The 26,974-nt window shown below is 33.4% G+C and carries 26 protein-coding genes; 9 read left to right on the top strand and 17 right to left on the bottom strand.

All coding sequences use genetic code 11. The features are described 5' to 3' along the window. Positions 1 to 16: 16 nt before the first annotated feature. The 7 genes from EAG11_RS17235 to EAG11_RS17210 all read left to right on the top strand — a co-directional run bounded on the left by EAG11_RS17235 (position 17) and on the right by EAG11_RS17210 (position 9,115). Complete coding sequence (locus EAG11_RS17235) at positions 17 to 1,336, top strand: regulatory iron-sulfur-containing complex subunit RicT (protein WP_129540249.1); 1,320 nt, start codon at positions 17 to 19, stop codon at positions 1,334 to 1,336. Beyond that, positions 1,320 to 1,799, top strand: coding sequence for a gliding motility lipoprotein GldH (locus EAG11_RS17230; protein ID WP_129540248.1), 480 nt, complete (start codon positions 1,320 to 1,322; stop codon positions 1,797 to 1,799). The genes EAG11_RS17235 and EAG11_RS17230 overlap by 17 nt, the downstream gene beginning before the upstream one ends. 11 nt (positions 1,800 to 1,810) lie before the next feature. Continuing rightward, entirely contained in the window at positions 1,811 to 4,114 is a 2,304-nt protein-coding gene (locus EAG11_RS17225; RefSeq protein ID WP_129540247.1) for a penicillin-binding protein 1A, read from the top strand. A 405-nt stretch (positions 4,115 to 4,519) separates the two neighbouring features. Beyond that, a complete protein-coding gene (locus EAG11_RS17220) occupies positions 4,520 to 5,221 on the top strand; it encodes a CoA transferase subunit A (RefSeq protein ID WP_129540246.1) in 702 nt (233 codons plus the stop codon). A gap of 92 nt (positions 5,222 to 5,313) precedes the next feature. Next, positions 5,314 to 5,970, top strand: a complete 657-nt coding sequence (locus tag EAG11_RS17215; RefSeq protein ID WP_129540245.1) for a CoA transferase subunit B — start codon at positions 5,314 to 5,316, stop codon at positions 5,968 to 5,970. Positions 5,971 to 6,338: 368 nt separating this feature from the next. Next, entirely contained in the window at positions 6,339 to 7,010 is a 672-nt protein-coding gene (locus tag EAG11_RS22925; RefSeq protein WP_371414606.1) for a hypothetical protein, read from the top strand. A gap of 86 nt (positions 7,011 to 7,096) precedes the next feature. Continuing rightward, complete coding sequence (locus EAG11_RS17210) at positions 7,097 to 9,115, top strand: M4 family metallopeptidase (protein WP_371414605.1); 2,019 nt, start codon at positions 7,097 to 7,099, stop codon at positions 9,113 to 9,115. Between the two features lie 48 nt (positions 9,116 to 9,163). Here the strand turns inward: EAG11_RS17210 and EAG11_RS17205 are convergent, their stop codons facing one another. From EAG11_RS17205 to hemB, 7 genes are all read right to left on the bottom strand, one after another. Then, complete coding sequence (locus EAG11_RS17205) at positions 9,164 to 9,916, bottom strand: hypothetical protein (RefSeq protein WP_129540244.1); 753 nt, start codon at positions 9,914 to 9,916, stop codon at positions 9,164 to 9,166. 136 nt (positions 9,917 to 10,052) lie between these two features. Then, on the bottom strand, positions 10,053 to 11,492 hold the full coding sequence (locus tag EAG11_RS17200; RefSeq protein ID WP_129540243.1) for a nucleoside recognition domain-containing protein: 1,440 nt from the start codon (positions 11,490 to 11,492) through the stop codon (positions 10,053 to 10,055). 110 nt (positions 11,493 to 11,602) lie between these two features. Then, positions 11,603 to 12,679: a winged helix DNA-binding domain-containing protein gene (locus EAG11_RS17195; protein WP_129540242.1), complete on the bottom strand. Its 1,077-nt coding sequence runs from the start codon at positions 12,677 to 12,679 to the stop codon at positions 11,603 to 11,605. Between the two features lie 153 nt (positions 12,680 to 12,832). Further along, on the bottom strand, positions 12,833 to 13,546 hold the full coding sequence (locus EAG11_RS17190) for a 3'-5' exonuclease (RefSeq protein WP_129540241.1): 714 nt from the start codon (positions 13,544 to 13,546) through the stop codon (positions 12,833 to 12,835). A 134-nt stretch (positions 13,547 to 13,680) separates the two neighbouring features. Further along, positions 13,681 to 14,157, bottom strand: coding sequence for a methylated-DNA--[protein]-cysteine S-methyltransferase (locus tag EAG11_RS17185; protein ID WP_129540240.1), 477 nt, complete (start codon positions 14,155 to 14,157; stop codon positions 13,681 to 13,683). A gap of 293 nt (positions 14,158 to 14,450) precedes the next feature. After that, positions 14,451 to 14,849, bottom strand: coding sequence for a c-type cytochrome (locus tag EAG11_RS17180; protein ID WP_129540239.1), 399 nt, complete (start codon positions 14,847 to 14,849; stop codon positions 14,451 to 14,453). A 1-nt stretch (position 14,850) separates the two neighbouring features. Then, a complete protein-coding gene (hemB, locus tag EAG11_RS17175) occupies positions 14,851 to 15,843 on the bottom strand; it encodes a porphobilinogen synthase (protein WP_129540238.1) in 993 nt (330 codons plus the stop codon). Positions 15,844 to 16,072: 229 nt separating this feature from the next. On the opposite strand from hemB, the gene EAG11_RS17170 reads away from it, so the two are divergent. Both EAG11_RS17170 and EAG11_RS17165 read left to right on the top strand, forming a co-directional pair. Beyond that, entirely contained in the window at positions 16,073 to 16,705 is a 633-nt protein-coding gene (locus EAG11_RS17170) for a hypothetical protein (protein ID WP_129540237.1), read from the top strand. A 41-nt stretch (positions 16,706 to 16,746) separates the two neighbouring features. Next, positions 16,747 to 18,543: a hypothetical protein gene (locus EAG11_RS17165; protein ID WP_129540236.1), complete on the top strand. Its 1,797-nt coding sequence runs from the start codon at positions 16,747 to 16,749 to the stop codon at positions 18,541 to 18,543. Positions 18,544 to 18,594: 51 nt separating this feature from the next. On the opposite strand, the gene EAG11_RS17160 is transcribed toward EAG11_RS17165, so the two are convergent. From EAG11_RS17160 to hemA, 10 genes are all read right to left on the bottom strand, one after another. Continuing rightward, positions 18,595 to 19,515, bottom strand: a complete 921-nt coding sequence (locus EAG11_RS17160) for a DUF4421 family protein (protein ID WP_242499191.1) — start codon at positions 19,513 to 19,515, stop codon at positions 18,595 to 18,597. A gap of 116 nt (positions 19,516 to 19,631) precedes the next feature. Continuing rightward, positions 19,632 to 20,537, bottom strand: coding sequence for an oxygen-dependent coproporphyrinogen oxidase (hemF, locus tag EAG11_RS17155; RefSeq protein ID WP_129540234.1), 906 nt, complete (start codon positions 20,535 to 20,537; stop codon positions 19,632 to 19,634). Then, the gene (locus tag EAG11_RS17150; protein WP_242499190.1) at positions 20,534 to 21,055 is read right to left on the bottom strand and encodes a GNAT family N-acetyltransferase; all 522 of its coding nucleotides are present in this window, start codon (positions 21,053 to 21,055) and stop codon (positions 20,534 to 20,536) included. Before EAG11_RS17150 ends, hemF begins: the two co-directional genes overlap by 4 nt. Before the next feature lie 22 nt (positions 21,056 to 21,077). Then, positions 21,078 to 21,458, bottom strand: coding sequence for a hypothetical protein (locus EAG11_RS17145; RefSeq protein WP_129540232.1), 381 nt, complete (start codon positions 21,456 to 21,458; stop codon positions 21,078 to 21,080). A 66-nt stretch (positions 21,459 to 21,524) separates the two neighbouring features. Next, the gene (locus tag EAG11_RS17140) at positions 21,525 to 22,178 is read right to left on the bottom strand and encodes a hypothetical protein (protein ID WP_129540231.1); all 654 of its coding nucleotides are present in this window, start codon (positions 22,176 to 22,178) and stop codon (positions 21,525 to 21,527) included. Positions 22,179 to 22,316: 138 nt separating this feature from the next. Further along, positions 22,317 to 23,342 carry a uroporphyrinogen decarboxylase gene (hemE, locus tag EAG11_RS17135; RefSeq protein ID WP_129540230.1) on the bottom strand — a complete coding sequence of 342 codons (1,026 nt, stop codon included), beginning with the start codon at positions 23,340 to 23,342 and terminating at the stop codon, positions 22,317 to 22,319. A gap of 48 nt (positions 23,343 to 23,390) precedes the next feature. Beyond that, positions 23,391 to 24,056, bottom strand: coding sequence for a uroporphyrinogen-III synthase (locus EAG11_RS17130; RefSeq protein WP_129540229.1), 666 nt, complete (start codon positions 24,054 to 24,056; stop codon positions 23,391 to 23,393). Then, positions 24,056 to 24,982: a hydroxymethylbilane synthase gene (gene hemC, locus EAG11_RS17125; RefSeq protein ID WP_129540228.1), complete on the bottom strand. Its 927-nt coding sequence runs from the start codon at positions 24,980 to 24,982 to the stop codon at positions 24,056 to 24,058. The genes EAG11_RS17130 and hemC overlap by 1 nt, the downstream gene beginning before the upstream one ends. Before the next feature lie 174 nt (positions 24,983 to 25,156). Next, entirely contained in the window at positions 25,157 to 25,561 is a 405-nt protein-coding gene (locus EAG11_RS17120) for a GxxExxY protein (RefSeq protein WP_129540227.1), read from the bottom strand. A gap of 74 nt (positions 25,562 to 25,635) precedes the next feature. Continuing rightward, complete coding sequence (hemA, locus tag EAG11_RS17115) at positions 25,636 to 26,892, bottom strand: glutamyl-tRNA reductase (protein ID WP_129540226.1); 1,257 nt, start codon at positions 26,890 to 26,892, stop codon at positions 25,636 to 25,638. Between the last annotated feature and the right edge of the window lie 82 nt (positions 26,893 to 26,974).

Raw genomic sequence — 26,974 nt, 5'->3', positions numbered from 1 at the left:
CACTACATATAAAATTATGGCATGTACAAGTTGTTCAACTTCTGATGGTGGCGCACCTAAGGGTTGTAAAAATAATGGGACTTGCGGCACCGATAGCTGCAACAAATTAACCGTTTTTGATTGGCTTTCCAATATGAGTTTACCTAACGGAGAAGCTCCTTTTGATTGTGTTGAAGTACGTTTTAAAAATGGTAGAAAAGAATTCTTTAGAAACGTAGATAAATTAACTTTAAGTATTGGAGATATTGTTGCAACTGTAGCGTCTCCAGGACATGATATAGGAATAGTAACTCTTACAGGCGAATTAGTAAAAATTCAAATGAAGAAAAAAGGTGTTAATCCTGCAAGTAACGAAGTTCCTAAAATTTACCGCAAAGCCTCACAAAAAGATATCGATATCTGGTCGGCGGCTCGTGAAAGAGAAGAACCAATGAAAGTTCGTGCACGTGAGTTAGCGATTGCTCAAAAACTAGAAATGAAAATCTCAGACATTGAATTTCAAGGAGATGGGTCTAAAGCCACATTTTATTATACTGCAAATGACAGAGTCGATTTCAGACTTTTAATTAAAGATTTTGCTAAAGAGTTCAGTACCAGAGTCGAAATGAAACAAGTTGGTTTCCGTCAAGAAGCAGCTCGTTTAGGAGGAATTGGTTCATGTGGAAGAGAATTATGCTGTTCAACTTGGTTGACTGACTTTAGAAGTGTAAATACCTCTGCGGCACGTTACCAACAATTATCTTTAAATCCACAAAAATTGGCTGGACAATGCGGAAAACTAAAGTGTTGTTTAAATTATGAGCTAGATACTTACATGGATGCTCTTAAAGATTTTCCTGATTATGATACTAAATTAGTTACCGAAAAAGGAGATGCTGTTTGCCAAAAACAAGACATTTTTAAAGGATTAATGTGGTTTGCTTACACAAATAACTTTGCAAATTGGCATGTTTTAAAAATTGATCAGGTAAAAGAAATCGTTGCCGAAAACAAACTCAAAAAAAGAGTTTCATCACTTGAAGATTTTGCAATAGAAGTTACTCAAGAGCCTGAAAAAGACTTTAATAATGCTATGGGGCAAGAAAGTTTAACTCGTTTTGATCAACCTAAAAGAAAGAAAAAACCAGCTAAAAAACGCAAAACTATTGGTGAAAATGCTGCTGCAGCTCCTGCAATTGCTCCTAACAATCAAGCACCCAAAAATCAAAATCCAAAAGGCAATAAGCCAGCTGGAAACAATAATAACAATAAGCCAAACAATAATGCTGCGAATGATAAGAAACCAGCTGGCCCTAGAAAACCAATAATTATTACAAAAAATGAGAATAAAAAATAGCGCGATTCTTCTTTTGATGGCTATACTTCTTTTTTCATGCGATAAAAAAAGAGTATTTGATGAATACAAATCTGTTGGATCTGCCTGGCATAAAGATAGTATTGTAACATTTAATTTACCAGAATTAGATTCAACCAAACGATACAATTTATTTGTAAATTTGAGAGATAATAACAATTATCCTTTCAATAATATATTTTTAATTGTTGCTATTGAAACCCAAAGCGGATTCACCAAAGTAGATACCCTTGAATACCAAATGGCACACCCCGATGGAACTTTAATGGGCAATGGATTTACGGATATAAAAGAAAGTAAACTCTTTTACAAAGAGGACGTTAAATTTAAAGGGAAATACAAAGTTCACATCAAACAAGCAGTTAGAGAGTCTGGAAAAGTACCTGGTGTACAACAACTTGAGGGAATTACTGATGTAGGTTTTAGAATTGAAAAAAAAGATTAGAATAGATTTATATGGCTGCTAAAAAAAACAATCCAACAAAAACTGATAAAGACATAAATTATTACAAAAAGACCTTTTGGAAAATTTTCGGTTATGGTTTATTAGGTGTTATTACCTTTTTCTTATTTGCTTCATGGGGAATCTTTGGTTCTATGCCTTCATTTGAAGACTTAGAAAATCCTGATTCTAATTTAGCTACTGAAATCATCTCCTCAGATGGAGTAGTTATTGGTAAGTATTTCCAGACAAACAGGTCACAGTTAAAATATTCTGACTTACCTAAAAGTCTTGTTGAAGCACTTGTAGCAACTGAAGATGAGCGTTTTTACGAACATTCGGGTATCGACGGACGTGGAACTTTAAGAGCTATTGCAAGTTTAGGAACTAGTGGAGGAGCAAGTACCCTTACGCAACAATTAGCCAAACAATTATTTCACGGAGAAGGATCAAAATTTTTACCTTTTAGAATTGTACAAAAAGTAAAAGAATGGATTATTGCCATTCGTTTAGAAAGACAATATACTAAAAATGAAATAATTGCAATGTATTGCAACGTATATGACTTTGGTAATTATTCCGTTGGTGTAAGTTCTGCTGCACAAACCTATTTTTCTAAGGAACCGAAAGATTTAACAATGGACGAATCGGCAATATTAGTCGGAATGTTCAAGAACTCAGGTTTATACAATCCCGTAAGAAATCCGCAAGGAGTTAAAAATCGTCGTAACGTTGTACTTGCCCAAATGGAAAAAGCAGGTATGATTACAGAGGATCAAAAAAACAAGTTACAAGCCCTTCCTATCTCACTGAAGTTTAAACTAGAAAGTCACCGAGAAGGAACGGCAACTTACTTTAGAGAATACCTACGTGATTATATGAAAAAATGGGTAGCTGAGAATAAAAAACCAGACGGTTCAGACTACAACATTTACAAAGATGGTCTAAAAATATATACTACTATTGATTCTAGAATGCAATTACATGCTGAAGAAGCAGTTGCGGCACATATGAAAAACTTACAGGAAGAGTTTTTCTTACAATCAAAAACAAATAAAAATGCTCCTTTTGTTAATATTTCTGAAGCTGAAACGCAACGAATTATAAATCAAGCTATGAAATCTTCGTACCGTTGGTCAGTAATGAAAGCTGCCGATAAAAGCGATGAAGAAATCATAAAATCATTTAGCGAAAAAACAAAAATGACTGTGTTTACCTGGAAAGGAGAAAGAGATACAATCATGACCCCTTTAGATTCTATACGTTATTACAAACACTTTTTACAAGCAGGTTTAATGGCAATGGAACCACAAACGGGTAGTATTAAGGCTTGGGTTGGTGGAATCAATTATAAATATTTTCAATACGATCACGTAGGGCAAGGGGCTAGACAAGTAGGTTCTACATTCAAACCGTTTGTTTATGCAGCTGCAATTGAGCAACTAAATATGTCTCCTTGCGACTCTATTCTTGATGGTCCATTTATGATTCACAAAGGACGTCATCATGTTACAGCCGATTGGGAACCAAGAAACTCTGATAACAGATATCGCGGAATGGTAACTTTAAAACAAGGTTTAGCTAACTCTATCAACACTGTATCAGCAAAATTAATTGACCGTGTTGGTCCTGAAGCGGTAGTTGAACTAGCACATAAACTAGGTGTAAAATCTCAAATTCCAGTACAACCTTCAATCGCATTAGGTGCTGTTGAAATCACAGTCGAAGATATGGTTGCTGCTTACAGCACATTTGCAAACCAAGGTGTTTATGTAAAACCACAGTTCCTAAACCGAATTGAAAATAAAAGCGGTGAAGTAATTTATGAGCCAATTCCAGAATCTCACGATGTACTAAATAAAGACATTGCCTTTGCAGTAATTAAATTGCTTCAAGGAGTTACCGAAAGTGGTTCAGGTTCACGTTTACGCACTGAAGGGGGCGGTAGTGGAGACAAACGCTGGACAGGATATCCATACATGTTCCGTAATCCTATTGCTGGAAAAACAGGAACAACACAAAATCAGTCAGATGGTTGGTTCATGGGTATGGTTCCAAACTTAGTAACGGGTGTTTGGGTAGGTTGTGAAGACCGTTCGGCACGTTTTAAAAGTATTACCTACGGACAAGGTGCAACAGCAGCCTTACCTGTTTGGGGTTATTTCATGAAACTTTGTTATGCCGATCCTGCTTTACAAGTATCAAAATCTGAATTTGAAAGACCTTCAAATCTTTCGATAAAAGTAGATTGCTACTCGGCTCCAAAAGTCAAAGACACAACAGACATTGAGCAAAACACAGACGAATTCGAACTGTAGTTTAAATTCATTTCTATAAAATAAAAATATCCTTTTGTTGCTTCTGATTTTTCGGAAGACGCAAAAGGATTTTTTTTGGAACAAATTGAATGCAGATTAATCCAAAAAAATAAAAGATTAACCGCAAAGCACGCAAAGTTTTTAAATCCTTTTAATCAGGGTAATCTGTGGCTTAAAAATTTACCACAAAGTTCACAAAGATAAAAGCACAAAGTTCGCAAAGTTATTTATAGATTAAGCTTTGCCAACTTTGCGTAAACCTTAGCGCCCTTTGCGGTTAATCACAATCGTTGTTAAATTATATCCCACAAATTACCTTGTAGATTTATTTTTTACGAAATCGTTATAATTTAATCTAAAATTGGTATTTTTATCAAAAATATACGTCAATACAAGACAAATAATATGATTAGTAAAAAAGTCAACACCGTTCAGGAAGCAATTCAAGGAATTAAAAACGACATGACAATTATGTTTGGCGGATTTGGTTTATGTGGCATTCCAGAAAATACTATTGCCGAATTGGTAAAAACAGAAACCTCAGGGCTTACTTGTATCTCAAACAATGCAGGTGTAGATGATTTTGGTTTAGGGTTATTATTGCAAAAAAAGCAAATCAAGAAAATGATTTCTTCTTATGTTGGTGAAAATGCTGAATTCGAACGTCAGATGCTTTCTGGAGAATTAGATGTAGAACTCATTCCACAAGGAACATTAGCAGAACGTTGCCGTTCAGCACAAGCCGGAATCCCTGCTTTTTTTACTCCTGCAGGTTATGGGACAGAAGTTGCCGAAGGCAAAGAAGTTCGTGAATTTAATGGAAAAATGCATATTATGGAAGAAGCATTCAAAGCCGATTTTGCAATTGTAAAAGCATGGAAAGGCGATGAAGCTGGAAATCTTATCTTTAAAGGAACAGCTAGAAACTTTAATGCCTGCATGGCTGGGGGAGCAAAAATCACCATTGCCGAAGTTGAAGAACTGGTTCCTGCTGGAACATTAGATCCCAATCAAATTCATATTCCTGGAATTATGGTTCAACGCATTTTTCAGGGAGAAAAATTTGAGAAGAGAATTGAGCAGCGTACGGTAAGACAGAGAAATTAGATAATTGAGATAATGAGACAATTAGATAATTCTCACTGAATGGTTTAAATTATCAAATTGGCACATTAAAAAATTGACACATTAAAAAAGATATGTTAACAAAAGAAGATATTGCAAAACGAATTGCACAAGAGCTTAAAGACCGTTTTTTTGTGAATTTAGGCATCGGAATACCAACATTGGTAGCAAACTATATTCCGAAAGGAATTGATGTCGAATTTCAAAGCGAAAACGGTGTTCTAGGAATGGGGCCTTTCCCTTTTGAAGGAGAAGAAGATGCAGATGTTATTAATGCAGGAAAACAAACCATAACCACATTGCCTGGAGCTAGTTTCTTTGATTCAGCTTTTAGCTTTGGAATGATTCGTAGCCAAAAAGTAGACTTAACTATTCTTGGAGCTATGGAAGTTTCTGAAAATGGAGATATTGCCAATTGGAAAATTCCTGGAAAAATGGTAAAAGGAATGGGTGGTGCAATGGATCTAGTAGCTTCTGCAGAAAACATTATTGTTGCCATGATGCATGTAAACAAAGCAGGTGAGTCTAAAATACTAAAAAAATGCAGTTTACCGTTAACTGGAGTTGGTTGTGTAAAGAAAGTTGTTACCGAATTGGCTGTTTTAGAAATAACTCCAAAAGGTTTTAAACTTTTAGAACGAGCTCCTGGTGTTTCTGTTGAACACATTATAGTTTCAACCGAAGCAAACTTAATAATTGAAGGTGACATTCCTGAAATGATTATCGATTAACGATTCATTCTAAAAAATCCTAAAAAAGGCTAACATTTTTACATGTTAGCCTTTTTTAATTTCAACTACCCTGCAGTCCTCTCCATATTAAAACAGGAACACTCATAATTAATTAAAAAACAATATGTTAGCTAATTTGAAAAACAATGATTTAATAATAAAAACAAGTTATTTCTGACTATTATTAATATAATGTTATTATTTATTAAATATTCCACAACAAATGTTGTATTTTATCGATTAAAGGAAATTATGTGTTTTTATTTAACAAAATGTTTATAATTTTATTATTAATTAAAGTATTTACCTACATGCTTTAATTCATTTATAAACAAATTATCAAATTAACATTTAACCCCAAATCGATTATGAAAAGTACATTACCCCAAATTGCCACAACAACAGCTGTTGTGCTTACATTCTCTTTATCGGCATTTGCGCAAATAACAGATAAGCGCGTAAGCCAAAAAAATGTATCCGAAAATGGACAACCTAGTCTAATCACCTTTAGTGACAAATCAACCTACAAAGGTTCTGATTCTCAAAAGGTATTTCAGGATCAATTAGGTTTAAAAGAAAATCAATCCTTTGCAAGAGTCAAAACAGAATCTGATCCACAGGGCTACACACATGAAAAATTTCAATTGTATGAACAAGGCGTTAAAGTAGAGTTTGCAAACTACACTTTACATTCAAAAGACGGTAAATTAGTTTCTATGAATGGTGAGTATTACAACATCGATAAAGTAAATACAAAACCAAAACTTTCAGCTCAAGATGCTTTTAATAGAGCAGTTAGCTACACTGGTGCCAAGCAATACCTTTGGGAAACACCTAATGACGCTAAAGAGATTGGTTATGAAAAACCAAAAGGAGAACTAGTGTTATTGCCATCTATGGAGGATCAAGGTACTAACAGAACAACCGACAAGGTTCGTTTAGCCTATAAATTTGACATTTACGCAACAAATCCTGTAAGCAGGGGGATTTATACATCGATGCTGAAAACGGTCAAGTACTGTTTTATAATGCAACTATAAAGCATCTTGGAGAACATGCTCATGGTAGTAAGTTAAAATCAACTAATGTTAATGCAAAAAAACTAAAAGACGATGCCGGTTCTAAAATGGCTTTTGTTGCAGCAAATGCGGCTACACGTTATAGCGGAACTCAGGTAATTCAAACAACTTTAAGTGGATCTTCATATATACTAGCAGATGCAACAAGAGGTTTAGGCATAAACACGTATAATATGAAAAAAGGAACTAGTTATACTGCTGCAGTAAATTTTACAGATGCAGATAATAACTGGACTGCTGCTGAATATGCAAATACGAACAAAGATAATGGTGCACTTGACGCCCATTGGGGAGCTGAAAAAACGTATGATTATTGGTCAACAGTGCATGGTAGAAATAGTTTTAATAATGCAGGTGCTATCATAAAAAGCTATGTACACTACAGTAATGCATACGATAATGCCTACTGGGATGGTAGCGTAATGACTTATGGTGACGGAAGTGGAACTTACTTTGATATCTTAACTGCTATTGATGTTGCTGGACACGAAATTGGTCATGCCGTTTGTACTTATACAGCAAACTTAGCCTATCAAAAAGAATCAGGTGCGATGAATGAAGGTTTCTCTGATATTTGGGGAGCTTGTATTGAGTATTATGCCGCGCCTTCTAAATCTATTTGGCTAATTGGTGAAGATATAGAAAGAAGAGCTGGTCATCTTTCTCTTCGTTCTATGAGTAACCCTAAAGCCGAAGGGCAACCTGATACTTATGGCGGTACAAATTGGAAAGTTATTAATTGCGGAACCCCTACTCAAGCCAATGATTATTGTGGTGTTCATACAAATTCGGGTGTATTAAACCATTGGTTTTATATCTTGTCTGTAGGTAAGACAGGAACAAATGATATTGGTAGCTCTTATAGTGTAACAGGAATTACAATTGATAAAGCTGCAAAAATTGCTTATCGTTTAGAGAGTGTTTATCTAACTGCTAATTCTACTTTTGCAAATGCCAGAACATCTGGGATACAATCAGCTATTGATTTATATGGCGCTGGATCACCAGAGGTAATTGCAACAACTGACGCATTTTATGCAGTAGGTGTTGGAGCTTCTTATGTTGGTTCTACAGACACAATTGCCCCTACAGCTCCAACTGCTCTTGCAGCTTCTGGAACAACTGGAACAACTACTAATTTATCATGGACTGCAGCAACAGATAATGTAGCCGTAACTGGATACGATATTTATCAAGGAACAACTCTTAAAGGCTCATCTACAACTACAACTTATACTGTAACTGGGCTAACTGCTTTAACTGCTTATAGTTTTAGTGTAAAAGCCAAAGATGCTGCAGGAAATGTTTCGCCAGCAAGTAATACTGTAAATGTAACAACACTAGCCAATACTGTTACCTATTGTGCGTCACAAGGAAACAATACTGCCGACGAAAGAATCGGTAAGGTTGTATTTGGTACAATTAACAATACCTCAACAGGTACAGCTGGTTATGAAAACTTTACATCAATTTCAACCAATGTAGCTGCTGGAACTGCTTATACTATCACAATAACTCCTGCATGGACATCTACAACTTACAGTGAAGGTTATGCTGTTTTTATAGATTATAACCAAGATGGTGATTTTGCAGATACAGGCGAAACTGTTTGGACAAAAGCAACTTCTACAACAACTCCTGTAACTGGAACAATTACAATTCCAGCTTCGGCCACTCTTGGGACTACACGATTGAGAGTTGCTATGAAATACAACGGAATTCCAACTTCTTGTGAAGCTTTTTCTTATGGTCAAGTAGAGGATTACTCTGTGAATATTACTGCTGCTGGTGCAATTGTAACTCCAGAAGTAACTGCAGGATTAATAGAAACTAATGATAATACAAGTTTTGCCTTATATCCAAATCCTGTTAATAATGAGTTGAATGTTTCGTTAGCAAAAAGTGATGGAGCTACTTTCAGGATTACAAATAATCTTGGACAGCAAGTAACTGCAGGACAATTAAGCGGAACATCGATAGATGTTAGCAGCTTGAATACTGGTATTTACATCATAGAATTAAATAACGGCGGAAAAAGAATCGTTAAAAAATTCGTTAAGAAATAAATTGTTGCTTACTAAAAACGAAAAAGCCTCGTTGTTGCGAGGCTTTTTTTATTCTGCAAATTGAGGATAAAATTCATTAAAAGTAATGTCTTTTTTCCAGTATACCTTTTCCTTTGGGGTTAACAAACGTTTTTCCCATTTGTTGTTTTTCAAATGAAATACGATAGAATCCGAATGTTCAACGGTTCCCATATCTTCATCATTAACATCTTCTTTACCGCCGTAAGAAACTCTTTTGCTATAAAAAGAAACAGGTTCATTTTTAGGATTTATTCCTCCAAATTCTAACCAACTTCCCCAACCACCGTCACTCATAGAGTCCCAATCGTGCACAAGCTGTACGTTATTATTTTTCAGATAATACAAATAGTGTCGTCGATTATATCCACAAGCCTCATAACCAAAACTGATGTGGATAAAAGGTGATACCGTAGCATTGTCCTCATCTGATAAACCATATGTAGCGCCCCAATTCGAACCTTCGGTAAATGGGTCAATGGTAACTTTCTCAGAACCAACTTTTGTTTTATTAGTAAAGAAATCAAGTCTGTATTGAACAGTTATTAGACTGTCTTTATCAATTTTCTTATCTAAAAGAGAAGCTAAAACATAGTTACTCGCTCCTATTTCTTCATTCCCAGAAATATAAATCGTATCTATTTTTGGGGTAGTCCTGTTAAATGCTGGCTTTGCAGTCATTTCTTTTTTGTCTTCCTTAGTCCACTTTGGACCTACTGTTGCTGGTTCTTTTTTACAACTTACCAGAGCCAACAAAAACAACGTAATATAAATTCTATTCATATTAATCAACTAACGTTTAAGCTAATAGACTCGTAACTAAAAAAAGCAACATTAGTGCAATTGCAATGTATTTGGTGTATTTACTAATTCTCATACTGTTTTATATTTATATAATTTTTAATTTAAATTCTACTTATTAAAAAAACCAACTCGCCACAAATATAGCTGTAATCACACAAATTACATCTACCAAAAGCATAGTTCCTAATGCGTAACGGGTGTTTTTTATGTTTACTGACCCAAAGTAAACTGCAATTACGTAAAAAGTACTTTCGGCACTACATTGAAAAATACTACTCAATCTTCCTGTCATAGAATCTGCTCCAAAAGTATTCATCGAATCAATCAAGAAACCTCGTGAACCCGCAGAACTAAAAGGACGAAGCATTGCAACTGGTAACGCATCGGTGATTTCTTTGCTCACTCCCATATTCGAAAAAATAAATGCTATCCAATGGCTGATAATTTCAAACAAACCACTGTTTCTAAATAATGAGATAGCTACTAACATTCCTAAAACATAAGGGAAGATAGTAACTCCTGTTTTAACTCCATTGTTTGCTCCTACTACAAATGCATCAAAAACGGTAGTCTCAGCAGCAATAAATTTTTTCTCATGTCTAAGAGAGAAAACCAACGTAAAACCAATGATTGCAAACAATATCAATCCTGAAAGATTTGATGTAAAGAAGTTTTTACCAATTAAATCTAAACTATTTACATAGAATAAAAGTCCAACTATGGCAGCAATCATAACCATCAATCCTAAAACTAAAGAAGCACTCTTGAAATTGATTTTTTGTTTAACACCAACAATTAAAAAAGCAGCAATTGTCCCGATAAAAGAGGTAATAATACAAGGCAACATTACATCGGCTGGATTAGTAGCACCAGCAGCAGCACGATATCCGATAATGGAAGTCGCAATTAATGTAAGACCTGATGCATGCAAACACATAAACATAATTTGTGCATCACTGGCTTTGTCCTTATCTGGATTTATTTCTTGTAAACTTTCCATGGCTTTAAGACCAAAGGGAGTAGCTGCAGAATCTAATCCTAAGAAGTTAGCTGCAAAATTTAAGGTCATATACGAAATCGATGGGTGATTTTTTGGAATACTAGGAAACACTTTTACAAACACTGGACTCAAGCCTTTTGCTAATTTCCCTGAAGCTCCTGAAATAATTAAAAGCTCCATCAATCCGCAGAAAAAAGCCAGATAAGCAATAAGTGGAAGAATTAAATCGACTAAAGTGCTCTTACAAGTTGGTAATAAGCCATCTGATTTTTGAACACCGCTAAAAATCTTTACCGTTTTGTTTTTATAAACGTAGGTTGTATCTGCATTTGAAGCATCACGATTGATAATAACAGTATTGTCTGGTGCTTTCTTAATACTATCTCTTACAAACGCTGGAATTTGCTCAATATATTTTTCAGAGATTAAAATAGGTTCATCTTTCTTACCATTCAAAACATAATCAATAGTATATGTATTACCAGTAAACAAACTGATTACAATAAAAGCAATTGACGAAATAAATATCGCTAGCCAAAATCTACTTAACACCATAATTATAATTTTTTGTAAATGTAATTATTTAGCCATAATATGCACAATCATTTTACTTAGCAAACGAGAAGTATTTGTTTAAAACCTTCTATTTCGCATAAAACCTCAGTTTATTCTATAATAATTTTAGTTTCTAAGTAGTTCTCAAAAGGAGTGATAGCTTCCAAAACAAGACTCTTTTTGTCTGCAGAAATCGTCTCAAAAAAATTGGTTTCTATCTTTGTATGTTCCTTTTTTGCTGCTCGTTTCCATGTTCCAATGACTTTTTCGTCTTCTATTATTATAGGCCAAAAGATACCGTTGTTTGTGAAAGCATTGGCTTGATGCTCTTTTGCAATAGTGATTTCTCGCGTTTTATATGAAATTAGAATCTCATCAAACGAAGGTAGAAAATGGATACTTTTCGGAGTATTAATTTCTGAAGGAAGGCCTTTTTTAAACCAATACTTTTTACCATCAACTTCAATAGAATCTAGCTCTGATTCAACTGAATAAATAGCCAATTTTGCTATTGTAGCTGGAAAACCTGACCACCATGTAAAATCTAATAATGTTGCAGGTCCATGACTTTCAAAATATCGTTTTGCTAATTTTGCCAGCCCTTCCTCTTTTGTTAGTTTAGTATTTGTTTTTGGGACTTTCTCTTCTAGTAATGAATATGTTAACTGCTTTCCTTTCATTTTTCCGTTACAAACTAGACCATCTAATTCTGCATTCATCATAATGATGGTGCTATTGAAAAATCCATCACCCGAATTTTTCTTAACGTCAAGTTCTTGCATAATTTCATCACGAGTCAATGAATTGTTCCCTGCTAATATCTTTTGGATTGATGAATTAACTTTATCTAATTTCTTTTCGTCAAAACCATTTTTTCTAGCTGCAGAAAGCACAATTTTTTTTACCTGAGGCCCTGAAATATCTAACATCCAATAAATATCATCTGCAGAAACAAAATGCCAAGTTGGGCGTAAAATATGTGTTCGAATAATTTTGCCAGAATTAATTGCTTCTTCAATACTCTTTTCTGAAGCATCACATCGTGAACCAATTGCCCATTTTGCCATCGAATAATCTTGCGCCTGCATAGCTCCCAAATGTTTTACAATTTCTTGAGGTTCATGAAAATTGGTCTTCAATATTTTTTGTGAAGCCATTCTTAAAAAAGCTATTTCTGGATGTGTCATTTTTTAAGTTTTATTAAAGCATACAAGATGTATTAGCGTATTGCTTAAAACATTTTAATTAATTTCTTTGTATTAATTATTTCTCGCAAAGACGTTAAAACGTATTTTTTTATTGTTGTCTATTTATCCTCTGTCCCTTTGCAACTTAAAAAGCTAAACATGAATAATCTCATCATCAATCAATAAATCTTCACGTCGCAAGCGAAGGAAGATTTGCGCTACAGCGATGGTGTCTTTTTCACAATAGGTTACGATTCTATCAATATCTTTCTCTACATAAAAAACATGTCCGACCTGACTTCCGTCAATATCTCCTTTTGGAGAAGGGATTCCGAGGATTTTTGTCAATAGTTTTAAGGAAGTAAAATGTTTATAATCACCAAATTTCCAAAGCTCTAAGGTATCCAGATGTGGAATTTCCCATGGTTTTTTTCCAAATAGATTCAGCTTGTCTGGAATTGCAATTTGATTGATAATCATTCGTCTAGCGATAAATGGAATATCGAATTCCTTTGCGTTATGCCCGCATAAAACATGGTACGGTTTATTGTAATGGTTGTTTAGTAGATTATTGAAATCTTTAAGGATTTTTATCTCATCTCCAAAAAATGATGTCACTCGAAAATTTCGAATATCTCCTTTGATGGTAAAATACCCTACAGATATACAAACAATCTTACCAAACTCAGCCCAAATTCCTGCACGGTCATAAAATTCTTCGGGTGTAAAATCCTCTTTTCGCTGATATTGTGTTTTATGCTCCCAGAGTTCTTTCATCTCATCATCTAGTTCTCCAAACGCTGCTGTTTCAGGAACGGTTTCTATATCTAGAAAAAGGATGTTGTTTAAGTTTATTTTTTCAATCATTAATTTAGACTTCTTAGATTGGTTAGACGGCTGGCTTCTTAGATATTTAGACTGCATTAAAAACTAATTCATCGCCTGTATAAATGTACTTAAATTTTGACACTTTCAAAATTCGTGAAATTAATCTTGGCAAACTAAAATAGACTTTGCTGTTTTACTGGATTTTCATGTTCTAATAACCATTTCTTACGCCATAATCCTCCAGCATATCCTGTTAGTGATCCATCAGTTCCTATTACGCGATGACAAGGAACAACAATCCAAAGTGGATTTTTCCCATTTGCAGATGCTACGGCACGAATAGCTTTAACATCTCCTAACTTTTTGGATAGTTCTAAATAACTCATGGTTTTACCAAAAGGAATCTCAAGTAATCCTTTCCAAACTCTTTGTTGAAAATCTGTTCCTTTGGGGTTTAGCTTAAAATCAAATTCTATTCTTTTGCCTAAAAAATAGTCGTTTAATTGCGAAACAGCTTCTTGCAACTCTGTTGCAATTTTATCAGAAACCCCATTGTCTCCAGCGTTAGCAACGGTAATCTCTGAGATTCCGTTTTCATCGCCAACAATTTTGGTGATTCCTAAAGGTGAATTAATGTACGCTGTTTCCATTTTATAAAAGTAAAGAAAATAATGCTTAAGGCCTGCAATTCTTTGTGGACTTTCATCGTGAGCTTTGTCAAAGTTCAAAACTTTGACAAAGGTGTCCTTATATTATGGAAGTACTTGTGAGGTTCTTCGACTCCGCTCAGAAGTACAAAGTTGTGGTTCTGAAAACCTTGCAGGTATAAAAAAAACCATTCGTATCTACGAATGGTTTTTGTTTTTTTAGCCACGATTGAAGCGACATCCTTTATGTTTTTCCTTTAAAAACATAAAGATATAGCGGAAAGCGTGATCAGCTCCTACTTTAAAAAGCTATAAAAATAAGTTTCGATTGCTTTAAGTTCTTCGTCAGACATAGCTTGCGTTACAGGAAAATTGGTCTTCATGACTTCAAACTGACTTGGATCAACAATCGGATCCCCTTTTCCTTTAAGAAATGCAACCATATCTCCGTTTTTCTCTTTGTATATTTTAGCGATTTCTTTAATGCTTGGGCCTATAACTTTTTGGTCTACCTGATGACAAGCAAAACAATTTCCTTGTCCTTCAAAAATTGCTTTTCCTAATTCTTCTGGAGTTTTAGCAGTTAAAGTAGCCGTTTCTTCGCTTGGCATTCCTGAATTATCTATCGTTACTTTCTCTTCTTTTTTACAAGAAACGAATGCAAGTATTACTAATACCAGTAGTATTTTCTTCATGTTATTTGTTTAATATTACTGCTGCTTCTTTGGCAAAGTAAGTCGAGATAATACTGGCCCCGGCTCTCTTAATGCAATATAATTGCTCAATCATAATTTTATCGTGATCTAGCCATCCTCTTTCTGCAGCAGCCTTTACCATTGCATATTCACCTGAGACTTGATATACAGCTACTGGAACATGAACTGCATTTTTTACCTCTCGAACAATATCTAGATATGCCATTCCTGGTTTTACCATAACAATATCAGCACCTTCTTCTACATCTAGCAATGCTTCGCGAATTCCTTCGATACGGTTAGCATAATCCATTTGGTATGTTTTTTTGTCTTTTGGGACTTCTTGAAGATCTACTGGTGCAGAATCTAAAGCATCACGAAATGGACCGTAAAATGCCGAAGCGTACTTAGCACTATAACTCATAATTCCCACATTGTGATGTCCGTTTTCTTCTAATGCTCTTCTGATTGCCAGAACACGACCGTCCATCATATCACTTGGTGCAACAAAATCTGCTCCTGCATCGGCATGACTTAAACTCATGCGAGTTAGTGCATCTACAGTTGCATCGTTTATCACTTGCCCTTTTTCTATGATTCCGTCATGTCCATAAATAGAGTAGGGGTCTAGTGCCACATCAGGCATAACAATCATTTCTGGGACAGCATCTTTAATTGCACGGATGCTTTGTTGCATTAATCCGTCTTTGTTCCAAGATTCTACCCCTTTATTGTCTTTAAGGTTCTCACTAACTTTTACATAAAGATTTACTGCTTTAATACCGAGTGCCCAAGCTTCTTTTACTTCTTTGATGGTGTTATCCAACGAATGACGGTAGATTCCTGGCATTGATGGAATTTCGATTTTTACATCTTTTCCTTCTGCAATAAACATCGGAAGCATAAAATCGTTTGGACTTAGGGTAGTTTCACGAACTAAAGAGCGAATAGATTCATTAGTTCTTAAACGGCGGTTTCTTTGTAGTGGGAACATATATGATTTTTATATTTTTTTAAAAGAATGCTACTGCAAAATCGACTTCACATTCATTTTAAAGTTGAAATTAAAATTGTGTCGCAAAGTTAAAGAAAAATCAACAGAATAAGGCTTTTAGCATTGTTTAGAATGCGTTAATATTATCTAAAATTTACTGTTTTAAAAATATTTTTTCAGAATCTTCTTATATCATGGTTTTTCAAATATTTAGATTTAAATTTGCAGAATGAAGAAATTTCTCGCTTTATGTTGCTGTTTACTCTTAACTGGATGTTTTGAGATAACAGAACGAATCAAACACCATGATGACCAAAGTGGTGAATATACGCTTATGATTGATTTTTCGAAATCATGGTTCAAAACAAAATCTGCCATTTGGCTTGAAGAAGTTGATGGTGTGAAAATTCCAAATGAACAAGAAATCACAAAAAAATTAGCCGATTTTAAAGCGAAAGCCTTAAAAATTGAAGGAATTACAGGAGTAAACACCAAAACCGATTTTCAGAATTATATTTTCATTATTAAACTGAATTACGCGAATTTAAAGGCGCTTAATGCTGTTGTGAATAGCATTAATAACCAAAGTGATCAAATACATTTTAACAGTAGTACAAAAGGCTTTGAGAGAATTGCTTCTTATCCTGTTCCTGAAAACTTGGTAAAAGACCAAAAGAAGAAACAGGATTTAGAACAGGCAAACATTATCTCTATTTATACTTTTGACCGTGATATTGCAATTTCTGAAAACCCGAACAGTAAGATATCTAAAAATAAAAAGACCGTTTTTTTAAAACAAAGCATGTACAGCGTGCTTAAGAAATCATCTTTAATGAATAATACAATCCGATTAACTCCTTAGTACACACAATTTATAATCCCTAAAACAAACTCTAACCATAAATGAAACAGTTCTTTACTTATTTAATTCTATTAATAACTTTAGTAGCCAATAGTCAGGCAATTTCTAAAAAATACGATTATTTTATACAGTTTAATGGCGACCAACTTTCGAAAAAAGTAAGTGTCGCTGATGTATTAAATCATTCATTAATAAAGCAATACAAGGAAAAAAATGCCGATTTTGATTTTCAACTATATGCAGATCTTTTTAAATTAGACCAGAAGACAACCGTTAACGGAAATTTTACTGGCGAAACTCCATATTATCAAATTACAATTCCGGTAAGAAACAGAAGTAAAATCAAGGACTTCATGCAAAAATTAAATGCAAAAAAAGAAGCCGATTCGTTACCACAAGCTACAATTCAAGAGTTTCCTCTATATACTCTTTTAACAACTGGAGATAAAAAAACTTCAATAGCATGGAATGATAACTACTTTGTAATTATTGAGTTTACCAAAAAATATCCTTCTAATCTATACGAAAATGATTCTATTCAAGAAGAAGTAACTCTCGAAGTAGCTACAGAAGAAACTGTTGAAGAGCCAGCTGAAGAAACTGAAGAGGAAATGGAAGAAAGAATTCGAATAGATAGTCTTATAGCCGATGAAGATTTTAAAAAATATGAAAGAGAACGTGTCGCTTTTGATAGTTTACAACTAATTGAACAAACGAACTTTGTTAAAGCTCTTTTTGAAAATGGTTTTACTGCTCCAACTTCTGATAAAATAACTGCGAATGCCGATATTAGTTCCTGGGTTGATTATGGTACTGCTATGTCTTCATTTTATAAAAGTTTTGGTGTTTTATATCCATTTACAACCTATAAAGAATTTTTACCTACACAAAAAAATTATGGTGATTTTGTAAAAGGAATGAACATTGATTTTTATTTTGACAATAACGGTGCTCGCTTGGAACAAATTGTTGAATATAGTGATCCTATTGCTACAATTGCAGGTAAAATAACCAATAGAAGAATTAATAATCGAATTTTTAAATATTTCCCTAACCAAAAACCATTAGGATATTTATCGTACCACATTAATTCTAAAGCAGCACTGGAAAATATTCCATTGTTAACAAGTAAGATATTAGATAATCCTAAATTCCAGAAGGAAGATATTGCTATTGTAACTGATTTGATTTCGACTATTGTTGATGAAGAAGCTACTGCAAGATTATTTGATGGTGATTTAAGCATGTTTTTATACGGCACCAAAGAAATAGAGATAACTAAAAAAACGTATGAATACGACGAGAATTATGAAGAAACTGAAGTCCTAAAAAAAATAGAAAAGACAGTTCCGCTTTTTTCTATAATTTTCACTTCTACTCATCCTACTTTTGGCGACAAATTGATTCAATTAGGTGTTCGTAAAAACCTATTGGTACAAAAGGGTAATTATTACGAAATAACAGGAACCAAAGAATACGGTGACATGTTTATCCTTAAAGATAATGATGTGATAGTAATAGGAAATAGTCTTGATTACTTACAGTCTGGTGATGGTGGGTTTGCAAAAGACACTCAAAAAGAACTAAAAACAAATTACTTTTTGGCAAAATTAAACATTGCTGAAACAGCAAATGCTTATAAAAATTCTGAAAAACCTAAAATTGCGGATGTTAAAAGGCTCGACCAATTAGCAAAACAGTTTAGTGATATTTCAATTTTGTCTTCTAAAAAATTAAAAAACAACAAATTGAAGTTTGAATTGAAATTGAATTCGCTACAATCAAACAAAAATATTATTTTACAAACCTTAGATTTTGTTGAGGAACTTGGTAAATAATTTAGATATATTTCTAAAAATGGTTAACATTCAATATGTTAGCCATTTTTTTTATAATCCTGTTTTTTGATTTATTTTATCATAAATCTCAGTCACTTTTTTTGGAGCATTAAATCGATAACCCGCCGTAATCTTAAATGTTGATATATTATCGTTTAAACCAATAGTATTAGTTTCATCCTGAATAAAATTGAGATGATTAACATTCATAAACACGAAAAATGAATCGGAATTGTAACCCATTTTAAAACTTGTATCAATTTCATAAAGCACCTTTGTCTCTCCATCAGTAACGTAGACTCCGGCACCTATAGATAATCCAGCTGAAACCAAAAGATGTTTTCCTAAAACCAAATTATAAAAATAAGATGGTGCTAGCGAAAATAAATATACATCTCCGTTTATTCTATCCTCTGGCGATTTGTATTTTATGTTAGTGTAATAAGCCGAAAAATTAGGAATAAAACTCCCTGCGCTCTTCGTCTGCGACTCGTTCTGACCAGCAATTGCCTTATACGAGAATTTTTTATTGAAAATATAAGATGTAGCACCTCCTATTTTTAAGGAACGAAATCCTGGAAAAGCAGCATTTATACCATCTTGACTTACATAAAACCCTTTTTGATAAAAATAAGTAAAGCTTTGCATCCATTGTTTATGATACAATCTTGCATTAAAATTTAAAAGCTTAGAGTCAATATTATCTTTATTTGCATTTAAAAATTTTGGTGAAAAGCCAAATGACAAATCAACAAACTTAAACGAAAGCGAAACTCCTAATTGTTCTTTTCGATTTGGAATCAAATCAAGTGTTGCGTTCTCCTTTTCTGAAACAGGGTAAACGATCTGAAAATTATTGGATGTATCCAGATAGTAAATACTCGCTGTTACTTTATCATTATATGATTTAAAATATGAATTTTGAAGAGAATCTTTTTGAGCATAACACCCAAAAACTCCTGTAAAAAACATAATATAAATCAGTTTTAGATCCATTTTCTATATCTATGATAAGTCAATTTAATATATTTTCTAAGCAAAGCTCCAGTGGAGCGATATATCCTGTTTAATCTAGATTTTAAAAATTATTATTGAATCCAATCAACTGGGTTTTCTAACACTTTTATTAATTTTTCCTCATCACTCCCTGCTTCGGGATGATGATCATAAACCCATTGTACATGAGGTGGCAAACTCATTAATATGCTCTCGATTCGACCATTAGTTTTTAAACCAAATAAGGTACCTTTATCATGAACTAGATTAAACTCAACATAACGACCACGACGAATTTCTTGCCATTTTCTTTGCTCTTCAGTATATGATAAAGCTTTTCTTCTTTCTACAATTGGAACATAAGCTTCTAGAAAACTATTTCCTACTTCAGTAACAAAATTATACCAATCCTGCATACTCATGTCATCTGTAGCCTTGCAATAATCAAAGAACAATCCTCCAATTCCTCGAGCTTCGTTGCGATGTGCATTCCAGAAATAAGCGTCGCATTGTTTTTTATATTTTGGGTAAAACCCTGGATTATGCTTATCACAAGCTGTTTTACAAGTCTGATGAAAGTGCTTAGCATCTTCTTCAAACAAATAATAAGGCGTTAAATCCTGTCCTCCGCCAAACCATTGCTGAATTACTTTTCCTTTCTCATCATACATTTCAAAATAACGCCAATTGGCATGTACCGTAGGAACCATTGGACTTTTTGGATGTAACACCAAACTTAATCCACATGCAAAAAAATCAGCTTCACCTACATTGAACATTTTTTGCATGGCTTCTGGTAATTTACCATGAACTGCCGATATATTAACACCGCCTTTTTCAAAGACAGCTCCGTTTTCGATTACACGTGTTCTTCCTCCTCCGCCTTCTGGGCGTTCCCAGATGTCTTCGCGGAATTTCACTTGACCATCAACTGCTTCTAATCCTGTAACTATTGTATCTTGAAGACTTTGTATGTATTTATAAAATTGTTCTTTCATCTTGTTGTTAGTTCGTATAGTTCCATATCTAAAGGAAGTTCATCTGTTGGAGTAAATTCATTTATTAATGTTTTTCTCCATATGAATCCGCATTTTTTTGCGACTTTAATACTTCCGAAATTTGTTTTATGAGAAATGATTTGTAATGTTTTCAATTGTAATTCATTGAACACATAATTTGAAATTTGACTTACGGCCTCAGACATCCAGCCCTTTCCTTGATATTCTAATCCAATACAATAAGCAAATTCACCTTGTTTGGTCTCCCAATTCAATTTTTTGATAATAATTAACCCTGCAATTTTACCAGTCCTATTTTCTTTAATTGCATATGTAAGTTCAGAATTCAATTGAATCTCTTGATGTTTCTCCAAAATATACCTTTCTGAAGCTTCAAGTGTTAGATTTTTAGCTAGTGTTTTAGGAAAATATCTTTTAAACTGTTCCGTATTCGAAAGCATTAATTCATGAAGACTTACTGCATCTTTTGAAGTTAAGATCGTTATTTGAAAGTCCACATTTTTATACATTAACACTTGATTATAAATTTGCTTTTGCTGAAGCTATTTTGCTAATGATTCCAAATGAAAAAGTCTTGCTTTCTTGTTGAATATATTCATAAATAGCAATTGCTTTTCCTGAAAAATTATAATTTTCAACAATTGAGAATTTAACTAGAAAATCTCCAAATAACTCTAATTGATTCCAATCTAAATGACATCGAACCAGAAGTGTAATTAAATCTTTTTCGCTAAGATTAACTAGGCTCTCCACGCTTAAACCAAAGTTTTTAAGGTCATTATCTATAAGACTCGTGTCTTCTACATTCCAAAACTTAGGCAAGAATCCAATAGACATTAATACTTTAAGCACATTGTCTATTCGGGTACTTTCTTCGTCTCGTAATCCTTTGTTTAGCATATTTTAATATTTTATTTTCTGCAAAGTTTCTAATATTATCTATTGCATCATCAACATTTCAGCAATTTAAGAATATCTTTTTATCACTCTTTCATTTACAAAATAAGAATGATGAGCACGTTTTATTATTCTGAACAAGAAAAATAAAACGGGTAATGAATAATATAAAAAACCCATACACATTGCTATATAAGGCTTTTCCATAATTAACCCACTAGATTTAATTGTATCAAAGTAATGATATTTCTGCAAAAATTCGGAGGTAAGTCCCAATTTTGGTATAAACTCATTTCCTAATGCAGTGGCACAAAGTAGGGTACAATATAATATAGCTCGAAAAACTGATTTTGCGATTTCTATTGCTCTAACTTCAATACTAACATTTGAAAAAGCAAATCGCATTCTATTTAAAACTGTCAGCAAATAAATATAAAAAATATTTGTATCAATAACAGAATTATTAAAACTATATGCAAAAAGACCAAACATGGGAAAAAAGACCAAAATAGAGTACCTCTTTGGTAAAACTGCCATAAAAACTCCTGAATGAACCATTATAAATTCAAAAACGATTAATACTGCTAAATCGTTTATCAAGCTAACATTGTATTGTTCAGGATATAACCAAACCATCAAAAATACAGACGCATAATAGGCATAAAAACCATACTCTATAAAAGTGAATGGTGAGTTTCTATGAAAGTTTATGTTTGCGAGCATTTATTTTCCCATTCTTTTAAAACATCAAATAAACAAACATTTATCCAATTAGGTCTTTCATCTCGTACCGAAATATTTATTTTCAGCAACAGATTTCAGCCTTTAGTGAGTCTGAAATCTGCAACCGATAACTATATACTAATTGCCGTATTCCTTAACCGCATCAATAAATGCTTTTGCATGATCTACAGGAATATGTGGCAAAATTCCATGACCTAAATTTACAATATATTTATCTTTTCCAAACTCATCAATCATTTCATGTACCATTTTTTTAATGGTTGGAATTGGTGAGAGTAATCTTGATGGATCAAAATTACCTTGTAGTGTAATATTTCCTCCAGATAAATAACGAGCATTTCTTGCTGAACAAGTCCAGTCAACTCCTAATGCCGAAGCACGACTTTGTCCCATTTCGCCTAAAGCAAACCAGCATCCTTTTCCGAAAACAATTACTGGAGCATGATCAGCCAAAGCTTCAACAATTTGGTTCATGTATTTCCATGAAAACTCTTGATAATCAACAGGTGAAAGCATTCCTCCCCATGAGTCAAAAATTTGAACAGCATCAACTCCTGCTTTTACCTTCTCTTTTAAATATAAAATGGTTGTGTCTGTAATTTTTTGTAACAATGTGTGTGCTGCTGCTGGGTTTGAAAAACAAAATCCTTTTGCAGTATCAAAACTTTTAGAACCTTTACCTTCTACAGCATAGCAGAAAATTGTCCAAGGCGAACCTGCAAAACCAATTAAAGGCACCTCATCATTCAGCATTTCCTTTGTTAGTTTAATTGCATCCATTACGTAACCAAGGCTCTCTTGAATGTCCGGAATGTAAACTCTTTGAACATCCTGCATTGTACGAATAGGATTTGGCAAAAACGGACCAAAATTCTCTTTCATCAATACTTCAATTCCCATTGCTTGTGGAACTACTAAGATATCCGAAAATAAAATTGCAGCATCTGGATCAATGCGACGAATAGGCTGTACAGTGATTTCTGCAGCTAATTCTGGAGTTTGACAACGGGTGAAAAAATCATATTTATCACGCAAAGCGATAAATTCTGGTAAATATCTTCCTGCCTGACGCATCATCCAAACTGGTGGACGTTGAACTGTTTCTCCTTTTAAAGCTTTTAAGAATAGGTCGTTTTTTAACATGGTTTTTATTTTAGGTGCAAAGCCACAAAGTGACAGAGTTGCAAAGTTTTATTTATATTCGTGTAAAACATCTTCTATAACATCTTCTACAGTTGGTTGATCTGCGATGATGATATTTTTTGTAATTTTTTCTAAAGCTTCTGCTGTGGTTTCTCCAATACAAAAGCATTTTTCATTTTTAATAGTATTGTCTTTCAGATAACTTTCAATTCCAGATGGACTATAAAACATGATTCCATCTACTGGTGAAGTAATTTTTTGAGGTGTTAAGGTAGTTTCGTACACTTTAATCTCATTTAATTTTACCCCAGCATCTTTTAGTGCTTTAGGCAATGTTTCTCTGCGAAGGTTTCCACTAAAAAAAGTATAGCTTTCATTAGCATAAATCAGAGTTATTATTTCGGCTAAATCCGCTGCGTAACCTGTATAAGCTATTACATTAAATCCGCTTTCAGATAATAATATCTTTGTTTTTAAACCAACACAAAAGACATTTTTACTTTTTAATTCTTCTGATTTTGGATCAGATAAAACGCTATGAACCGCATTCTGACTTGTAAATATCAAATTTTCATTGATATCTTGAATCTTAAAAGGTTTATTTTGGGTTTCAATGAAATTTGCTTCGACTAAATCAATATTTGCTTTTTGCAATTCTTGTTTTTGAATGCTAGAAAGTACTTTTGTAGATAATATTTGAATTGATTTTGCCATTATTTTTTTAGAGATTCTTTAATCGTTTTCATCAATTCAGCCCCACCGTTTTCAAGAATTTCTTTTGCCATATTAAATCCTAATTTTTTCCATTCTTCAATTGGAACAGTCTTATCTATTTCCATTTTAACTTTTCCATCCAATGAAAACAAAGCGCCTTGAAAATGAAGTGTATCTTCTTCTTCATTATATTGAACCAAAGCTCCTATTGGTGCGGTACAACCTCCTTCTAATGTTCTTAAAAACTGACGTTCGATATAGGTAACTATTTCAGTTTCGATATCGTTAAGTTGGGTCAGGGCATCCAATGCAAAATTATCATTCTCCATTGCTACAACTACCATTGCACCTTGAGCAGGTGCCGGAATCATCCAATCCAGATTAATATAATCTCCTGGTTTTAAATTGATTCTTTCTAATCCGGCTGCTGCAAAAACGGCTCCGCTCCAATCACTATCGTTTAACTTTTGCATGCGTGTATTTACATTTCCACGTAAATCGACTACTTTATGATTTGGGTATTTGTTTAACCATTGCGCCTGACGACGTAAACTTCCAGTTGCAATAGTAGCTGACTCATTTAAGAAGTCTAGATTCCCTTTATGAACCAAAATATCTAATGAATTGGCTCTTTCCAAAACGGCTGCCTGAACAATTCCTTTTGGCAAAGCCGTAGGAACATCTTTCATAGAATGCACTGCAATATCTATTTCGCCATTAATCATAGCAATATCAAGTGTTTTCGTAAAGATCCCAGTTATTCCGAGTTCGTAAAGTGGTTTGTCAAGTAATATATCTCCTTGTGATTTAACCGCAATAATTTGGGTTTTATATCCTAAATCGTTTAGTTTTTTATCGACCGTATGCGCTTGCCAAAGAGCCAATTCGCTATCGCGAGTTCCTATTCTTATGATTTTGTCTGTCATTATTATTTTTTAAAACTAAAAGTTGCTTTTTTCACCATTAAGATATTAAGATTCATTAAGCATTGTCTTTAGTTTTTAAGTTGCTAATTATTATATTTAAAATCATTAAGAATCAAGTTTTACTAATTTAGAACTTAACTTTTCTTCATTTCTTAATGGTTCTATTTCTTTTTCCTAATCTTGTAATCTAGAAAAAAACTCGTTCACAAGCGGTTTCATTGATTTTGTTATGTTTAAAGTATTAAAATTAATTAATAACCCTTGAGGTCTCTGCAATAATTTCATGTATGTTAATAATTGCGCTTCATGAATTGGTAATAAATTTTCTATTGCTTTTAACTCGACAACAACACAATCATTGACTAATAAATCTATTTTTAGATCTGACTCTAATTCAAGATCATAATAATCAATTTTAACTACTAATTGTTGTTTTACATCATATCCATTTTGTTCTAATTCATATTTAAGGCATTGCTCATAAATACTTTCTAAAAGACCAGGCCCAAGTGCTCTATGAACTTTAATTGCAAAGCCAGTAATTTCATAAGCCAATTGAGTAACCTCCTTTTTTGTCATAAGAACATCATTTTTTCACCATTCTTTAAAGAATAAAAAACTTAACTTTTCTTAATCTCTTAATGGTTAAAATTTTATTTTGCACCCACTCCTATTTTAAATACTTTTTCGATCCATTCGATACTTTCATCTACCATAGTATCATCATCTTTTAGGTGATTGGCAAAATGTGTTGTAATTTTCTGAATGATTCTTGCGCTGATAATTTCGGCTTGTTCCTCATTAAAATCAGCTATTTTTTTACTTTGGAAATCCAATTCTGAATTTTTTATAGCATTCAGTTTTTCTTTCAAAGCATTTATCGTTGGTGCAAATTTTCTCCCTTTGGTCCAGTTTACAAATTCTTCCTTAATTTCTTCGATAATAGCTTCGGCTGCAGGAATGTGTTTTTTACGATTCTCTAATGTTTCATCTGTAAGTTGTGACAAATAATCCATGTGGATTAGTGTAACTCCTTCCAGTTCTTCTACATTTTCATTTACGTTCTTAGGAATCGATAAGTCCAAAATCAATAATGGTTTCTTAAGATTTAGGATTGCTTTATCAACCGTAGGGTTTTGTGCTCCAGTTGCTACAACAACAACGTCGGCCTTTTGTAGTTCAAGATGTAACTCTGAATAATCTTTTACAATAAGATTTAATTTACCAGCTAGTTTTTCGGCTTTATCTTTAGTACGATTTATCAAAGTAATATGTTCGTTTTTAGTATGTTTTACTAAATTCTCACATGTATTTCTACCAATCTTACCTGTACCAAACAACAAGATGTTTTTGTTACCGATATCTTCTACGTTTTTTATAATATATTGAACCGAAGCAAAAGATACTGAAGTGGCACCTGAACTTATTTCGGTTTCATTTTTAATTTTCTTACTAGCTTGAATCACAGCGTTTACTAATCTTTCGATAAAAGTATTGGCCAAACCTAAAGATTTTGATTGTGTAAAGCTTGATTTTATTTGTGCAATAATCTCAAAATCTCCCAAGATCTGACTGTCTAAACCAGTTCCTACTTTAAAGAGATGATTAATTGCTTCATGATTTTTATATACGAAACCTACTTTTTGAAATTCTTCGATAGAACCATTGCTGTTTTCGCAAATCAATTTTATAAGTTGAAAAGGATGCTCAGCAAACCCGTATATTTCGGTACGATTACAAGTAGACGTAACTATTAAACTTTCAATTCCCTCATTCTTGGCTTGTTCCAGCAGGCGCAATTTTGCATCAGCGTCCAAACTAAACTTACCTCTAATCGCTGCATCAGCTTTTTTATAGCTCAGTCCAACTGAATAAAAATAGTGATGTTTCGATACGTTATTATTTTCCATAGATACCCTTATCATAAAAGTGCAACAAAATTATCATTATAGTATTTATAAAAGTAACGCTCAAAGTACTATTTGTGTCGCT

Origin of the sequence: Flavobacterium sp. 140616W15, assembly GCF_003668995.1 — a bacterium.
GTDB lineage: Bacteria > Bacteroidota > Bacteroidia > Flavobacteriales > Flavobacteriaceae > Flavobacterium.
This window is presented reverse-complemented; position numbering and strand designations above follow the sequence as displayed.

What these genes read in the sequence shown, in the direction of transcription:
- EAG11_RS17185 (WP_129540240.1), bottom strand. Translation starts at nt 14,157, where the DNA reads ATGGAAACAGCGTACATTAATTCACCTTTAGGAATCACCAAAATTGTT.
- EAG11_RS17160 (WP_242499191.1), bottom strand. Translation starts at nt 19,515, where the DNA reads ATGTTTTTTACAGGAGTTTTTGGGTGTTATGCTCAAAAAGATTCTCTT.
- EAG11_RS17180 (WP_129540239.1), bottom strand. Translation starts at nt 14,849, where the DNA reads ATGAAGAAAATACTACTGGTATTAGTAATACTTGCATTCGTTTCTTGT.
- EAG11_RS17220 (WP_129540246.1), top strand. Translation starts at nt 4,520, where the DNA reads ATGATTAGTAAAAAAGTCAACACCGTTCAGGAAGCAATTCAAGGAATT.
- hemB (WP_129540238.1), bottom strand. Translation starts at nt 15,843, where the DNA reads ATGTTCCCACTACAAAGAAACCGCCGTTTAAGAACTAATGAATCTATT.
- EAG11_RS17215 (WP_129540245.1), top strand. Translation starts at nt 5,314, where the DNA reads ATGTTAACAAAAGAAGATATTGCAAAACGAATTGCACAAGAGCTTAAA.
- EAG11_RS17210 (WP_371414605.1), top strand. Translation starts at nt 7,097, where the DNA reads ATGGCTTTTGTTGCAGCAAATGCGGCTACACGTTATAGCGGAACTCAG.
- EAG11_RS17145 (WP_129540232.1), bottom strand. Translation starts at nt 21,458, where the DNA reads ATGCTAAACAAAGGATTACGAGACGAAGAAAGTACCCGAATAGACAAT.
- EAG11_RS17165 (WP_129540236.1), top strand. Translation starts at nt 16,747, where the DNA reads ATGAAACAGTTCTTTACTTATTTAATTCTATTAATAACTTTAGTAGCC.
- hemF (WP_129540234.1), bottom strand. Translation starts at nt 20,537, where the DNA reads ATGAAAGAACAATTTTATAAATACATACAAAGTCTTCAAGATACAATA.
- EAG11_RS17130 (WP_129540229.1), bottom strand. Translation starts at nt 24,056, where the DNA reads ATGGCAAAATCAATTCAAATATTATCTACAAAAGTACTTTCTAGCATT.
- EAG11_RS17200 (WP_129540243.1), bottom strand. Translation starts at nt 11,492, where the DNA reads ATGGTGTTAAGTAGATTTTGGCTAGCGATATTTATTTCGTCAATTGCT.
- EAG11_RS17140 (WP_129540231.1), bottom strand. Translation starts at nt 22,178, where the DNA reads ATGCTCGCAAACATAAACTTTCATAGAAACTCACCATTCACTTTTATA.
- EAG11_RS22925 (WP_371414606.1), top strand. Translation starts at nt 6,339, where the DNA reads ATGAAAAGTACATTACCCCAAATTGCCACAACAACAGCTGTTGTGCTT.
- EAG11_RS17205 (WP_129540244.1), bottom strand. Translation starts at nt 9,916, where the DNA reads ATGAATAGAATTTATATTACGTTGTTTTTGTTGGCTCTGGTAAGTTGT.
- EAG11_RS17170 (WP_129540237.1), top strand. Translation starts at nt 16,073, where the DNA reads ATGAAGAAATTTCTCGCTTTATGTTGCTGTTTACTCTTAACTGGATGT.
- EAG11_RS17190 (WP_129540241.1), bottom strand. Translation starts at nt 13,546, where the DNA reads ATGATTGAAAAAATAAACTTAAACAACATCCTTTTTCTAGATATAGAA.
- hemC (WP_129540228.1), bottom strand. Translation starts at nt 24,982, where the DNA reads ATGACAGACAAAATCATAAGAATAGGAACTCGCGATAGCGAATTGGCT.
- EAG11_RS17195 (WP_129540242.1), bottom strand. Translation starts at nt 12,679, where the DNA reads ATGACACATCCAGAAATAGCTTTTTTAAGAATGGCTTCACAAAAAATA.
- EAG11_RS17235 (WP_129540249.1), top strand. Translation starts at nt 17, where the DNA reads ATGGCATGTACAAGTTGTTCAACTTCTGATGGTGGCGCACCTAAGGGT.
- EAG11_RS17230 (WP_129540248.1), top strand. Translation starts at nt 1,320, where the DNA reads ATGAGAATAAAAAATAGCGCGATTCTTCTTTTGATGGCTATACTTCTT.
- hemE (WP_129540230.1), bottom strand. Translation starts at nt 23,342, where the DNA reads ATGTTAAAAAACGACCTATTCTTAAAAGCTTTAAAAGGAGAAACAGTT.
- hemA (WP_129540226.1), bottom strand. Translation starts at nt 26,892, where the DNA reads ATGGAAAATAATAACGTATCGAAACATCACTATTTTTATTCAGTTGGA.
- EAG11_RS17120 (WP_129540227.1), bottom strand. Translation starts at nt 25,561, where the DNA reads ATGACAAAAAAGGAGGTTACTCAATTGGCTTATGAAATTACTGGCTTT.
- EAG11_RS17225 (WP_129540247.1), top strand. Translation starts at nt 1,811, where the DNA reads ATGGCTGCTAAAAAAAACAATCCAACAAAAACTGATAAAGACATAAAT.